Genomic DNA, 13,867 nt, shown 5'->3' on the forward strand with positions numbered 1-13,867 from the left:
AAGGACCCCCCATGAGATTGAAAGCCCTCGCGGCAACGCTTGCCGCGGTGGTCGGCCTGAGCCTGATCCAGGCACCGCCGGCGTCCGCCGCGGAGCCCGACCCGGGCGCCGCCGCCAACAAGATCGCCCCGAGCCTGAAGGACCGCTTCCGTACGTCTCCGGCGTCCGACTTCTGGATCACGTTCGAGACCAGGGCCGACCTCGGGCCGGCGAAGAAGATCGCCGAGTGGGCCGCTCGTGGTCAGTTCGTCTACGACGCGCTGACCACGGCGGCGAAGGATTCCCTGGCCTCGGTCTCCACCGAACTCGACCGGGCGGGCGTCACGTACACCTCCTACCCGATCGCCAACGCCGTGCTCGTCAAGGGGGGCACCGAGAAGCTCGCCCTCGACGTGGCCGCGCGGGTGCAGGTCGCCGAGATCCACGCGACGCCGCAGGTCGCGCTGGTCAAGCCGGTGGACGAGAAGGTCCCCACTGACCAGGCTGCCCGTCCCGCCGCGAAGGCGGGCGAGGCCGGCACCGTGTCGTGGGGTCTGGACGCCATCCACGCACCCGAGGCGTGGGCCATGGGCGCTACCGGTGCGGGCATCACCGTGTCGAACCTCGACTCGGGCGTCCAGTTCGACCACCCCGCCCTGGCGCACCAGTACCGCGGCACGAAGCCCGACGGCACCGTCGACCACAACTACAACTGGATGGCCACCCGGGGCTCGTGCACGGGAGCGCCGTGCGACGACAACGGACACGGCACGCACACCATGGGCACCATGGTCGGCGACGACGGCACCAACCACGTCGGTGTCGCCCCGGACGCGCAGTGGATCGCGACGAACGGCTGCTGCGACAACAGTGGCGTCGAGTCGCTGCTGCGGTCCGGCTGGTGGCTGCTCGCCCCGACCGACGTCCAGGGGAACAACCCCGACCCGTCCAAGCGCCCCCACGTCGTCAACAACTCGTGGGGTCAGACGGTCGAGCACAGCTTCGACGACTTCTTCCGGGCCATCGACGAGGCGTGGAGCGCCGCGGGCATGTTCAGCGTCTGGTCGTCGGGCAACACCACGCCGTACGCGGCCTGCGACACCGTCTCCTCGCCCGGCTCCGCCGAGAGTGCCTACTCGGTCGGCGCGTACGCCGAGGACGGGACGCTGGCGCTGTTCTCCCGCAAGGGCGAGGGTGAGGGTGGGCGGATCAAGCCGGAGATCTCCGCTCCGGGCGACGCGGTCCGTTCGTCCTACCCGAACAACAGCTACGTCGAGATGTCCGGCACCTCGATGGCGGCCCCCCACGTCGCCGGCGCGGTCGCGGCGCTGTGGAGCTACGACCCGACCCTCATCGGGCAGGTCGAGGAGACCCGCCGCCTGCTCGGCGAGTCGGCTGTCGACGTCGACGACACCGAGTGCGGCGGCACCGCCGAGATCAACAACAAGTACGGCGAAGGCCGCCTCGACCTCGTCCGCCTCCTCGAACTCGCGCCCCGCAAGGGCGGCACCCTCACCGGTGTGGTCACCGCCGACGGCGCCCCGGTCCCCGCTGCCGACGTGACGATCAGCGGGCCGTTCAGCCGGTCGATCGGCACCGACAAGGACGGCCGGTTCACGACGAACCTGCCGGTCGGCGACTATCAGCTCAGCACCAAGGTCTTCGGCTACCTGACGGCGACCGCCAATGTCACGATCTCCCTCGGCCAGGACACGTCGGTCACGCTGCCGCTCACGGCCGCCGCGAGGCACGACATCAGCGGGAAGGTCGTCGACGACAAGAAGCGACCCGTCCCGAACGCGGACGTGTCCGTCACGGACACGCCGCTGAAGCCGGTACGCACCGACGCCAACGGCGCGTTCACGATCAGCGCCGTGCCCGAGGGCACGTACTCGCTGAACGTCAAGCCCAACGCCTGTTTCTCGCCCACCACCGCCCCGCTGACCGTCGGGGCGCAGAACGAGTCGCGGGAAATCCCCGTGGGGCTGGTCGTCGACAAGGGCGGTTACAGCTGCGCCGTCTCCGACGGCGAATACCTGCGCGGCACCGACCCGGTCGCATTCACCAGCGGCGTGTGGGCGACGGTGCAGCTGCCGTTCCCGATCGCGCTCTACAACGGCAGCCACGACAGCCTCGGGATCAGCCTGCGCGGCGTGATCTCCCCGGACACCAGCACCGGACCCGGCAGTGGCGGTGCCGGCGTCTTCCCGCTCTACGTCCAGACTCCCGTCGAGTTCGCCCCCGGCGGAGGAGTCTTCACGGCGGCCACCAAGGTCAACGGCGAGGACGCGTTCGTCGTCGAATTCCGCAAGGCCAGGCTCTGGGCCTATCCGGACCGGTCGGAGTACACGGAGCCGGTCAGCTACTCGGCCACGCTCACCCGCTCCGGCACCGTGATCTTCGGTTACGGCGACGGCATCGGGACCGACGACGCGGTGACCGCCGGCGCCCACGCCACCACGGGCATCCAGGGCTGGGCCGGCGTCGACGGCATCCGGTTCTCCGACAGCGCGCCGGTGCTGCGCGACGGGATGGTCGTCACCTACGGCATGCCTGACTTCGGGTACCTCGACGCGACGGTCGTCGACAAGAACGACGGGCTCCCGGTGGCCGGCGCCAAGGTCTCCTTCAGCAACGAGAAGGGGCTCGTCGAGGCCGTCACCACCAACGGGACGGGCGTCGTGCACCGCCAGCTCCCGGTCGACGACTACACCATGACTGTCGACGCGCCGAACTACACGACCGGGACGTACCCCTTCGCGCTGGACAAGCTCTACGCGAAGGCGACGATCGACGCGCGTCTGACCACTGGTGTCGCCGGCCTCAAGGCCGACGGCCTCGAGGCGCTGCTGGGTACCGACCAGAACGGCGTCGGCTCGCTGACGCTTACCAACAACGGCTCGGCCCCACTCACGTACGACCTGGGCGAGGCAGCACGCCACCCCGACCTCGACGCCGTCGGCGCCACCGCGCGCACCGGAAAGGGCGCGGCCAGCACGATCGACCTCGCCGCCTGGAAGGCCGGCGCGAGCGGCATGAAGCCGTCAAACGTCGACGGCAAGGCCGCGACGGCGAGCGCCGCGGAGGCTCAGGCCGCTGCCAAGGTCGGCCCGACCTCCGGCGGAGACGTCATCACGCGGATCGCCATCCCCGGCACCATCGCGGAGAAGGAGCCCACCGGCATCGGGTACGACGGCGACGTCTGGGTCCACGACTACAACGCGCGGACCAACACCGCCTACACGGTGACGGGCAAGCGGACCGGCAAGGTCTTCGACGCGTCGTGGAACCCCGCGTACCGGGCGTTCGACATGGCGCTCGACACCAAGACCGGTGACATGTGCCAGATGGAGGACAGCCCGGCCAGCTACATCCACTGCTTCGACCGCACGACCGGGAAGGAGACCCGGCAGATCAAGGGTGACTGGTCCACGCTGCCGCTGACCGGTCTGGCCTACAACCCGAACCAGGACGTGTTCTACGTCGGCGGCCGGGCGAACGGAATGATCGGCACCGTCGCCGGGACATCGCACGACAACGCGGGTGCGCTGCTGTCCTTCTGCACCCCGCCGCTGCCCGAGGTGATGGGCCTGGCCTACAACCAGGCGTCCGACACCATCTGGTACACCGACCTCACCTCGAACCGGCCCACCCGCCTGCTGCAGGTCGACCCCGACGACTGCTCGCTGGTCAACGCGTGGTGGTTCCCGGGCCAGAAGGTGGGCCAGGGCGGCGGTCTGGAGACCGACTCGACAGGTGCGCTGTGGGCGGCGGATCAGCTCGCCGACGACGTCGTGCTTGTCGACGTCGAGGACGACCAGATCACCGACCTGCCGTGGCTGTCGCTCTCCTCGACCGGCGGCACCCTCGCCCCCGGCCAGTCGACGACCGTCAGGGTCTCGATCTCCTCGAAGGGCGCGAAGCCCGGCGTCCTGGGCGCGAACATCGTGGTGCGGTCCGACTCCGGACGCCAGTCCAAGACGTACGTTCCGGTGACGCTCACGACCACGAAGTACCAGGTCGGCGTCAACGCCGGCGGCTCCAAGCTCACCGACGGCTCCGGCTACATCTGGTCCGCCGACCAGGCCGCCGGCAGGACGTCGTGGGGCTACGAGGGGAAGACGAAGGCCGCCGCCACGAAGGCCCCGATCTCCGGTACGACTGACGACGCCCTGTTCCAGTCGCAGCGCACCACCTCGGACAAGCAGCTGTTCTACCGCTTCCCGGACGCGCCCAAGGGCACCTACGCGATCGACTTCGGCTTCGCCGAGATCGAGGACGTGGCCCGGGGCAAGCGGGTGTTCGACGTCGTCGTGGACGGAGCGCTCACGGAGTACGCGTACGACCCGGCAGCGGCCGTGGGGTCGAACGCCGCCGACTGGCGCTCCGCGGTCGTGCAGCACGAGGGCGGTCCGCTGACCGTGGAGCTGCGGGGCTCGAAGGGTCTGAAGGCCCCGACCATCGCCGCGCTGCGGGTGACGCTCGATCCGCGCGCCGACGCGGTGGAGCCGGATCCCCAGCCCGAGCAGCCGGAGCCGGGCCCGGTGCCGGTGGCACCCGCCGGTCGCTCGTACGCGATGAAGGTGACCGACGGGCTCTACCGCCAGGGCACCCAGGAGTCCGGGTGGCACGGCGACGACGTGTGCGGCGTGCTGTGGTTCGACTCCAGCTTCCTGTTCCCGTTCTACGACACGGCCTGGGACGGCGTGTGCGTGACGACGAACGGCACGCTGGCCTTCGACCGCGCCAGCACGCTGGGGAACAACACGGCGCTGCCGTCGTCCGGTCCGATCGACGCGATCCATCCGCTCTGGGACGACCTCGTCGTCGACGACGAGGCAGGCATCTACTTCGGCCGGACCGAGGTGGACGGCCTGGCGGCGGAGGTCATCGAATGGCGCAACGTCGCCTTCTACGACGACCAGACGGCCCGCGTGAGCTTCTCGGTCACCCTGATCGCGGACGGCCGCATCCAGATCGGGTACGGCGACGGCGTCGGCGGCGACAACCCCCTCACCCGGGGGTCGTCGGCGACCGTCGGCGTGGAGAGCCTGACGCGCAACCCCGCGGGTCAGTACTCCTTCAACCAGCCCATCCTGAAGGCCGGCCTGGGGCTGGAGTACACGCTTCCCGCGGCGGGCACGATCGAGGGCACGGTCACCGACCGGAACGACGGCAAGCCGATCGAGGGCGCCATCGTCACGCTCAAGGGGCCGAACGGTGAGCGGGTCATCACCGCCGACGCCAAGGGTCGGTGGAAGGCCCAGGCGCTGGTCGGCGAGAACACCGTGGAGGTGTCGGCCCCGAACTACGTCACCGCCGGCCACCGGGTGACCATCGCCAAGAAGGATCAGGCCGAGGTGGTCGACACGGCGTTGACCACGGGCATCGCCACCGTCACCGCGGGCAATCTCGACTGGCTCCTCGACCGGAACCAGAAGGCGACGGCCGACGTGGCCGTGACCAACACCGGCTCCGCCCCGCTCGAGGTGCGGATCAGCGAGCAGAAGCGCACCGGCGACGGCGGCCACGAGGCGGCCGACCTTCCGTGGCTGACCCTCACGGGCGCGGCCGCGACCGGCACGGTCACGCTCGCGGTCGGCGAGTCCACCACGGTCACCGCGACGGCCGACAACGCAGGCTTCCAGCCGGGCGTGCTCGTCGGGGACGTGCTCGTGGCGTCCAACGCCGGCAAGGGCGAGGCCCAGCTCACGCCGGTACGCCTGGCGACCTCCGCCTACGACAGGGGCGTCGACGTCGGCGGAACCGGGTTCGTCGGCACCGACGGCTTCGTCTGGTCCCCCGACCAGGAGCTCGGCTCGCGACAGTGGGGCTACGTCGGCGGCAGGACGCGTGCCACCAAGGCCGACATCGCCGGCACCGAGGACGACGCGCTGTTCCGCACCCAGCGGACCGGCGAGACGTTCAGCTACGTCTTCAAGAACGCTCCCGCCGGCACGTACCGGATCGCTCTCGACTTCGCGGAGATCGAGAAGGTCAAGGCCGGCAAGCGTGCCTTCGATGTCCTCATCGACGGCAAGGTCGTGCTCTACGACCACGACGTGCAGGCGAAGGTGGGTGCGCTGAAGGCCGACGTCAACACGGTCACCGTCGAGCACGCCGGTGGCGATCTGAGGATCCAGCTCACCCGCGAGAAGGGTGAGAGCGATCCGATCCTCAATGCGCTGAAGGTGCAGGAGGACCCGCGCCTCTGAGCTGACCGACCAGGTCGGCTAAGTGGTCAGGGCCTCCTCGGAGAACGATCGCCGGGGAGGCTCTGACCATGACCACCCACGGTTGCCGGACGTGGTGGAGCGCGTCGACGGCACCGCGGACCTGCGGTGCCGTCGCCCGCTGTCCTCCGAACCCGTTACGAGCGAACGCGGATGATCGTCTTGCCGGTGATCCGCTCGGTCGGATTGAGAGCGGCGACGGCGTCGTCGAGGTCCGCGACGGTGCCGATGTTCGTCCGCAGCCGCCCGTCCCGTACCCGCCGGACGATCTCCCCCAGTTGGGCGCGGTCAGGCGTCACGACGAAGTCGATCGCCAGGCCGTCCGCGGGCCGCACCTCGGGCGGCCCGACGACGGAGACCAGGACTCCCCCGGCCCGAACCAGGCCCGCCGACCGCTTCCCGATGTCGCCGCCGATGACGTCGATGACCAGATCGAGTCCACCGACGGCTTCGAGGACGTCGTTCTCGAGGTCGACGAACTCCTGCGCGCCGAAGTCGAGCGCCTTTTGCCGGTCGGCAGCGCGCCCCGTGCCGATGACGTAGGCGCCGAACTCACGTGCGAGCTGCGTCACCATCGAACCGACCGCGCCGGCCGCGCCGTGCACGAGGACGCTCTGCCCCGTCTGAAGGTGGCCGTGCTCGAACAGTCCCTGCCAGGCGGTCAGGCCGGAGATCGGCAGGCTCGCGCCCACCGTGAAGTCGACGTCGCCGGGCAGCGGCGCGAGGTTGCGCGCCTCGACGGCCACGTACTCCGCCAGGGTGCCGTCCCGGGTCCAGTCCGTGAGGCCGAACACCCGCTGTCCCACCGACAGGCCCGTCGTGCCGTACCCGAGAGCGGTGACCACTCCGGCCAGCTCGTGCCCGGGAATCGACGGCGTCCGGTCACGTCCGAGGCGATCGGTCCAGGTCGAGGGCCACGCCATCTCGGTCGGGACGAACCCCGACGCGTGGACCCGGACGACGACGTCGTTGAGGGCCGGTTCCGGTTCAGGCCGGTCCACCAGCGTCATTCCGGCTGTTCCCGCAGCCTCGTCCGTCACCACAATCGCCTTCATCAGATACCTCCCTGTATCCAGCCCTCGTCTGCGCCGCACGAGGAGCGCATGTCCGTTTCCCAGCGTTGGCGGCGTCAAGCCCCGGCGCCGTACACCCAGGGCTGATCGGTAGCGGTTGGGCGCGGGGATGGCGCCGGGAGCGGCGGGACCCGAACCTAGCCGCCTCAAACTGGTCCGTCAAGTCCAGTTTGGGGCTGCAACGACCGCTCGCGCTGCTGCAAGAGTTACCAGTTCAACAGCTTGTTTGGGGCGATCTCCGGGCGCTTTGTCAATGCGCTTTCGGACTATACAGTCCAAGAAAGGTGAAGGCCGCGGGAATACCACCGCCCCGCAGAGCGTCTGTACGTGCGGGTCGAGGTGCGCTCCACCTGGCTCGCACTGCGCTTTGCACAAGAGACACCGGCACGACGACAGGCAGGGAGATGACATGAACACCGAAAAGGCGATCCTCGCCGGCGGCTGCTTCTGGGGCATGGAGGAGTTGTTCCGCCGCCAGTCCGGCGTCGTGTCCACGCGCGTCGGCTACAGCGGCGGCGACGTCCCGAACGCCACCTACCGCAACCACGGCACCCACGCGGAGTCCATCGAGGTCGTCTACGACACCGACAAGACCGACTTCCGCGCGCTGCTCGAGTTCTTCTTCCAGATCCACGACCCTTCGACGAAGAACCGCCAGGGCAACGACATCGGCCTCAGCTACCGCTCGGCGATCTTCTACACCAGCGACGAGCAGAAGCGGGTCGCCGAGGACACGATCGCCGACGTCGAAGCCTCGGGCCTGTGGCCCGGCAAGGTCGTCACCGAGGTCACCGCGGCAGGAGACTTCTGGGAGGCCGAGCCCGAGCACCAGAACTACCTGCAGACCTACCCCGACGGGTACACCTGCCACTTCCCCCGCCCCGGGTGGAAGCTTCCCAAGCGGGCGACGGCCTGACCCCTCCGGCGCCGGCAGCGGCGTCTGAGGAACAGGACCACATGGTCCAGCAACAAGTCCGTCGGCTCTTCGGCATTCGCACATAGGACAGGGCACCGGATGGACTGCGAGGTCCCATTCTCGCTGGATCATCCGGTGCGCTGGATACACTTGACAGATGAGCGAGGAGCAGGTTGCCGCGCCGAGAAACGGGCGGAGGATCAGTCAGCGGGGCATCGCGACCCGCGAGCGGATCCTCGATGCGGCGAACCGGCTGATGCTCGTACGCGGCGTGAACGCGACGACCCTTGACGACATCCGCGAGGCGAGCCAGACGAGCAAGTCCCAGCTCTACCACCACTTCGCCGACAAGCAGGAACTCGTGCGCGCCCTGGTCACCTATCGAGGCGCGCTCGTGCTCCAGCGTGAACGTGCGGGGCTCGAACGACTGAGATCGTTCTCCGGGCTGGTCCGTTGGCGCAACGCGCTGGTCCAGGCCAACTCGCTGAACAACGGCAAATACGGGTGCGGCCTCGGGTCGATGGCCCTCGAGCTGTCCGATCAGGATGAGCAGGCTCGATCGTCGCTGTCGGAGACGTTCGCGGCATGGGAAAAGCTGATCAGTGATGGTCTGCACCGGATGCGGGACAGCGGTCTACTCCGCCGGGACGCCGACCCGGAGAAGTTGGCCACGGGGTTGATGGCCGCTCTGCAGGGCGGCTACCTGCTGGCGAACGCCGCGCACGACGTCGCACCGATGGAAGTCGCCCTGGACATGGCGCTGGAACACATCAGGTCGTTCCTCGCGCAGCCGGCCGGTGAGCCGACCCCTGCGTCGTCTGCGCCGTCACCGGAGGCGGGTCAGGCCGGGTTGGCGCCGGCCTGACCGAAGCCCTCCTGGGCCGCCCCGCGTACCAGCCTGTTTGCCCTCTCCGGCTCGTACCCGCTCGCCCGGAGCAGGTCGCTCGCCGCCGTACGCAGCTGGGTCACCATGGCGGCACCGTACGGCCGCAGGCCCGTTGCGTCGGCTTGTCCGGCCAAGCGCCCGACGTCCAGGGCCGCCTGCTGGGTCTGCTCCGGGGCCTTACCCTTGCGGACGTCCTGCCGAAGCAACCGGAGCCCGTCGGCGAGTCGCTCCACGGCAATCGCGAGCTGTTTGGGCACCGGTTCGTCGTATTCCAGGCTCGTCGTGGCCCAACGGGCCAGTTCCTGGGACTCGATCGCCACCCGCTCGAAGTGCTGCATACCGCGCTTGTAGCGCTCCACATCGCGCCGGCGCCGCCACCGTGCCGGCGCGAGGATCACCACCTCGTCGGCACCGGACAGCGCTTCGTGCAGCCGATCAAGGTCGGGTCCCACGCCCCGGAGCCGGTCGAGTGCGTGTCTCGCAAGGTTCGGGTCGCGTTGTCGCAGTGCCTGCGCGACCTGCCGCAGGTGTGCGCAGAGCCTCTCCGTCACCGGCGCGGCGGTGTGGTCGAGAACGCGCATCGGGTTGATCGGCAGCAACAACCCGACCACCGCCAGTCCGACGCCGCCGCCCACGACAGCGTCGAGGATCCGGGGCATCTCAAGGTCCCGCGTGGTCGGCGACAGGGTGGCGATCAGTACCGCGGTACCACCGGCATGTGCGACGAGCGCGCCACTGCGTCCGGTCAGCAGCAGCGCCACGGTGATGGCCAGTGTGACCACCAGACCGATCTGCCAGGGCCCGAACCCGATGGCGAGGATCAGGACATCACTGGTCAGCAGGCCCAGCGCGACGCCGACCATGAGTTCGGCCGTTCGCCTGGCGCGTTGCCCGAGGGCGGCGACGATCGTTCCGACCGCCGCCCTGGGCGCGAAGACCGGTGCCGACCTGTGCAGCAACTCGTGTGCGATCACCCAGGACAGCGCGGCGGCGAGTCCGGACTGGACGGCGAGAAGGAGCATGATTTCGAGTTGGCGTACCCGGGACCTGCCAACCGCACCGCCCTGGCGACGGGCTCGTTCCGCGATCTCCTGGGCCTGCGCACCGAGAGCGTCGTAGGCCGGCCGGCCCTTTCGGTCGGAGGACATCGCCGTGGTTACCCCGGTTGTTCCTCGCGAACCTCGACGGGATCGCCATCTTCGTCACCACTGCGACAGTTGTCCAGTTCACGGGACTTCCGGATGGGGCGCCGGCCAGCCGAGGCGCTGAACACGCCCGGGAGGGGCCGGCGAGTGACACCCCGCCGACCCCTCCCGGGTGAGATCACCGTCCGTACAGCTCGAATTCGTAGAGCGAGAAGCCGTACGAGGTGGCCCGCTTGACCCCGTACACCCGCACGTAGCGGGCGGTGACCGGCGCGAAGGTGGCGTTGTCGACGCCGCCGTTGCCGGTGGTGGTGGCGAACACCGGCGTCCAGGAACTGCCGTCGCCGGAGACCTCGATCCGGTACGAGGTGGCATACCCGGCCTCCCACCGCAGCACGGCCCGGCTGACCGTGCGGGCCGCGCCGAGGTCGACCCGCAGCCACTGGTTGTCGTTGTAACTGCTTGCCCATCGGCTGCCGAGGTTGCCGTCGACCGCCTTGTCTGGGGTGAAGCTGGTCAGGAACTGGGTGCTCGACGCGGTGGCCGGACGACCCTGCGCCAGGTTCGCGACGTCGTCGCCCCGACGTGCCGGGAACGAGACGACCTGCTGGTAGGTGGGGCGGTTCTGCCAGGCGATCAGGGGGTGGGTGATGCCGCCGAGCCCGGACTGGGCGATCGAGTCGGCGCACCACTGGTCGCCGGCCCCACAGGACTTGTCTCCGGGGTAGACAGTGGTGGCCGGCACCGCGGCGGCCTGGCCGAGCGCGCCGAGCAGGGCCTGCCGGCACGTGCCGAGGTTGCCGTTGCCGCAGTACGCGCGGCCCAGCCCACCGGCCACCGGCTCGCCGAGGACGGTACGCAGGTCCTTGTCGACGTAGCCCCACCAGCCGTACTGGAACGACGAGCCCTTGTGCGCCTGACCCTGCAATGCCCAGCTCGCGGTGCCGTCGCGCGCGCCGTTCTGGCCGCCCGACGGTGCCTCGTTCACCTCGATGGCGTCGACAAGCGCGGCGTAGAGGTCCGGCCCGAGGCCGGGGCGGAACTCCGCCGAGGCCAGCAGCGGCCACCAGGCGTCGAAGATCCGGATGGCGTCGGCGTGCTGGTAGACCTTGGAGCCGGGCGACGTCTCCACCCGGCGGGTCCCGGCCTGCTGCCAGGCGCGCAGCTTGCCCACCGCGTCGGCCAGCGCCGGATCCGTGACCGGTGTGCTGTCCAGCACCCGCAGCAGGTCGCCGAGAACCTGCTGGCCGCGCAGGTCGGTCACCGCCGCATCCGCCATGATCTTGACGACGTCGGCGCGGCCGAGCTTGCGCTGGGCGATCGCGGCACGCACCGGGCCGTCGAGCAGCTGAGCCCGGTGTACGGAGCCGAAGCTGAAGTTGCCGTCGGCCGCCCCGAAGTCCCGCGCCTGCTTGTTGTTCCAGCTGACGTAGTAGTCCTGGTTGACCGACTGCGGGTGGGCCGACGCCGGAGCGTAGGTGGCGTCGTTGGTGTCCGGGTTCCAGCCGGCCCACTCGTACGCCGCTTCGGCCCTGGCCGGCAGGTTCGGGTCGGTGACGGACGACCGGACCGGGTTCGAGCCGGAGTTGAAGTACGCCGCCTCGGTCGAGTTGACGTAGAACCAGTTGAACGCGTACCCGACGCTGGCCGCGGACGCCTGGAACGCCGCCGCGCTGCCCATCGCCGACGGGTCGTTGAAGGCCTGGAAGCCGATCGCCGAGTCGGCCTCGTGCCGGTAGGTGGAGCGCAGCTTGGTGAACGCGGTCGGCTGCCCGTTCACCAGACCCCGGTAGGACACCAGCCCGTACTTCGTGCGCAGCGCGCGCAGCGTGTACGACCCGGCCGGGGTGGAGTCGGCAAGCGTCGGCGACCACGAGTTGCGCTGCTCCAGCGCCTCCATGGCGAGACACTGCCCGTGGTAGAGGTAGCGGTTGGTACGCAGCGTCGGGGCGCTGCCATCGGTGGTGCACAGCGTCAGCGCGTACGTGTCGGTGAGGTCCTGGGAGGCGGAGGTGGCGCTCCACGCGTAGTCCTGGCCCCGACCGAGCAGCACGTAGAGGTTGAGCCCGGCGAACGCGGCGCCGCGCGCGCTGATCCCCGGCCCCTGCAGCTCCTGGAGCATCAGCAGTTGCGGCGCGAAGTAGCCGGTCTGCGGCCCGAACACAGCGACCGGATTGCCGGTGGTGGTGTGCCGCCCGGACACCACCACGGCATTGGACATCCCGTGCGCGCGCAGGTTGGACAGGCCGCCGATCAGCTCCTGGGTGGCGGTGCTGGTGCCGGTGCGGGCGGCGGCCCCGCCGCTGGCGTCGTAGGCGAGCGGCTCGGCGACCACCGACCCGGCGTCGGGCAGTACGGCGCTGGTCGCGCCCGGCGGTGTCGCCCCGTACGGGAAGCTCTGCCCGTCGTGCAGGGTGAGCACTGTCTCCGGGTCGTTCTGCGACCGGAACGCCTGCCAGACCCGGTCACCTTCGGTGGCGCCGTACTTGGCCCGCGCGGCCACTCGGACCAGCGCGGACTGGATCTCGCTGCCGCCTCCCCCGCCGAAGAGCCCGCCGATCACCCCTGCGGTGGCGATGAGATCGGTCATGGTGAAGTGCGTCGGCTTACCGGCGCCAGCGAGCACGTACTCGCCCGGGTAGTTGTCGTCGGCGATCGACTTGTCGATGTACGCGTTGATGCCGGCGATGTAGTCGGCCACGTCGGTGTAGAGCTGCTGACCCCGGGCGCCCTTGGTGCGCAGCGCGTTCACCTGAGCCTGGAGGTCCGCCTCGGTGTAGGGCGAGTTGGCCCAGACGCTCTGCTCCAGTTCCCGGTTGCCGGGGGCGCCGCCGGCGAACGATGTGACGTTGCCGCGACCGACGTGCCGCAGCAGGTCCATCACCCAGAGTCGGTCCTGGGCACCTGCGTAGCCGGCGCCGAACATCGTGCCGCCGCGGGTGGTGCCGGTGACGTGCGGGACGCCGGTGGCCTTGTCCCGCACGATGGTGACGTCCGCGCGCGGCGAGACGGTGCTCTCCACCTGCGCGGCCGGGACGCCGAACGAGGCGTCGTTGTAGAAGTGGGCGATCTGCTCGTCGGTCAGCCCGGCGTAGTTGTAGACCAGGTTCGCGTACTCGTCGAGCTGGTCGCTGGAGTGCGCCGGGCGGGTGCCGAGCGCCTGGTGCGCCAGGATGGCGACAAGCGTGGCGTTGCCGTTCTGCCCGGGGGGCAGGATGTCGGCGCACTGGCCGAGGCAGTAGTCGTTGGCGGCGAACGTGCTGGCGGCGAGCGCCGGTGCTGGCGGTGTCACCGTCAGCACGCTCGCGGTCAGGGCGGCGGCGGTGAACGCCGCGAGCCGGTTTCGGAGAGCGGGACGAGGCATGGCGATCCTCCGGGGACGCGGAGTCGGGCCGTTCGGTACGCCCGGCTTCGGTGCCGAAGTCTCGCCCTCCGCGCCCGGGCGTTACACCAGGAGGTGAGAGTGACTCATGTCTATCTCCGGGCAATGATCGACGCAGGAGCCCTGTTCGGGATACCCGTCGTTCACCACGCGCCAATGCCGACGTTTCGCCACCTTCCACTCCGGAGGCAGGCACGGCGGCACCTCGTCAGTGGCCGGCACGATCTGTCGGCGCGAATCGCGACAGACGGGC

6 protein-coding genes are annotated in these 13,867 nt (G+C 69.9%); 3 read left to right on the forward strand and 3 right to left on the reverse strand.

Going from position 1 to position 13,867, the window contains the following annotated elements:
* Positions 1 to 11 precede the first annotated feature (11 nt).
* Entirely contained in the window at positions 12 to 6,194 is a 6,183-nt protein-coding gene (locus AB0B39_RS11495) for a S8 family serine peptidase (protein ID WP_357574235.1), read from the forward strand.
* Between the two features lie 155 nt (positions 6,195 to 6,349).
* Here AB0B39_RS11495 and AB0B39_RS11500 read toward each other — a convergent pair whose 3' ends face one another.
* The gene (locus AB0B39_RS11500; protein WP_357574379.1) at positions 6,350 to 7,267 is read right to left on the reverse strand and encodes an NADP-dependent oxidoreductase; all 918 of its coding nucleotides are present in this window, start codon (positions 7,265 to 7,267) and stop codon (positions 6,350 to 6,352) included.
* Positions 7,268 to 7,694: 427 nt separating this feature from the next.
* Between AB0B39_RS11500 and msrA the strand changes: the two genes are divergently transcribed.
* On the forward strand, positions 7,695 to 8,201 hold the full coding sequence (gene msrA, locus AB0B39_RS11505) for a peptide-methionine (S)-S-oxide reductase MsrA (RefSeq protein WP_357574236.1): 507 nt from the start codon (positions 7,695 to 7,697) through the stop codon (positions 8,199 to 8,201).
* A 157-nt stretch (positions 8,202 to 8,358) separates the two neighbouring features.
* Complete coding sequence (locus AB0B39_RS11510; RefSeq protein WP_357574237.1) at positions 8,359 to 9,066, forward strand: TetR/AcrR family transcriptional regulator; 708 nt, start codon at positions 8,359 to 8,361, stop codon at positions 9,064 to 9,066.
* Here AB0B39_RS11510 and AB0B39_RS11515 read toward each other — a convergent pair.
* The gene (locus AB0B39_RS11515) at positions 9,042 to 10,109 is read right to left on the reverse strand and encodes an FUSC family protein (RefSeq protein WP_357574380.1); all 1,068 of its coding nucleotides are present in this window, start codon (positions 10,107 to 10,109) and stop codon (positions 9,042 to 9,044) included. The genes AB0B39_RS11510 and AB0B39_RS11515 overlap by 25 nt on opposite strands.
* A gap of 301 nt (positions 10,110 to 10,410) precedes the next feature.
* Positions 10,411 to 13,596, reverse strand: a complete 3,186-nt coding sequence (locus AB0B39_RS11520; protein WP_234581028.1) for a penicillin acylase family protein — start codon at positions 13,594 to 13,596, stop codon at positions 10,411 to 10,413.
* Between the last annotated feature and the right edge of the window lie 271 nt (positions 13,597 to 13,867).

The sequence above is a fragment of the Micromonospora sp. NPDC049114 genome (genome assembly GCF_040648635.1).
In the GTDB taxonomy this organism is placed as follows: Bacteria; Actinomycetota; Actinomycetes; order Mycobacteriales; family Micromonosporaceae; genus Micromonospora.

Coding starts and splice junctions, on each gene's coding strand:
- AB0B39_RS11495 (WP_357574235.1), top strand. CDS start 12: ATGAGATTGAAAGCCCTCGCGGCAACGCTTGCCGCGGTGGTCGGCCTG.
- AB0B39_RS11500 (WP_357574379.1), bottom strand. CDS start 7,267: ATGAAGGCGATTGTGGTGACGGACGAGGCTGCGGGAACAGCCGGAATG.
- msrA (WP_357574236.1), top strand. CDS start 7,695: ATGAACACCGAAAAGGCGATCCTCGCCGGCGGCTGCTTCTGGGGCATG.
- AB0B39_RS11510 (WP_357574237.1), top strand. CDS start 8,359: ATGAGCGAGGAGCAGGTTGCCGCGCCGAGAAACGGGCGGAGGATCAGT.
- AB0B39_RS11515 (WP_357574380.1), bottom strand. CDS start 10,109: ATGCTCCTTCTCGCCGTCCAGTCCGGACTCGCCGCCGCGCTGTCCTGG.
- AB0B39_RS11520 (WP_234581028.1), bottom strand. CDS start 13,596: ATGCCTCGTCCCGCTCTCCGAAACCGGCTCGCGGCGTTCACCGCCGCC.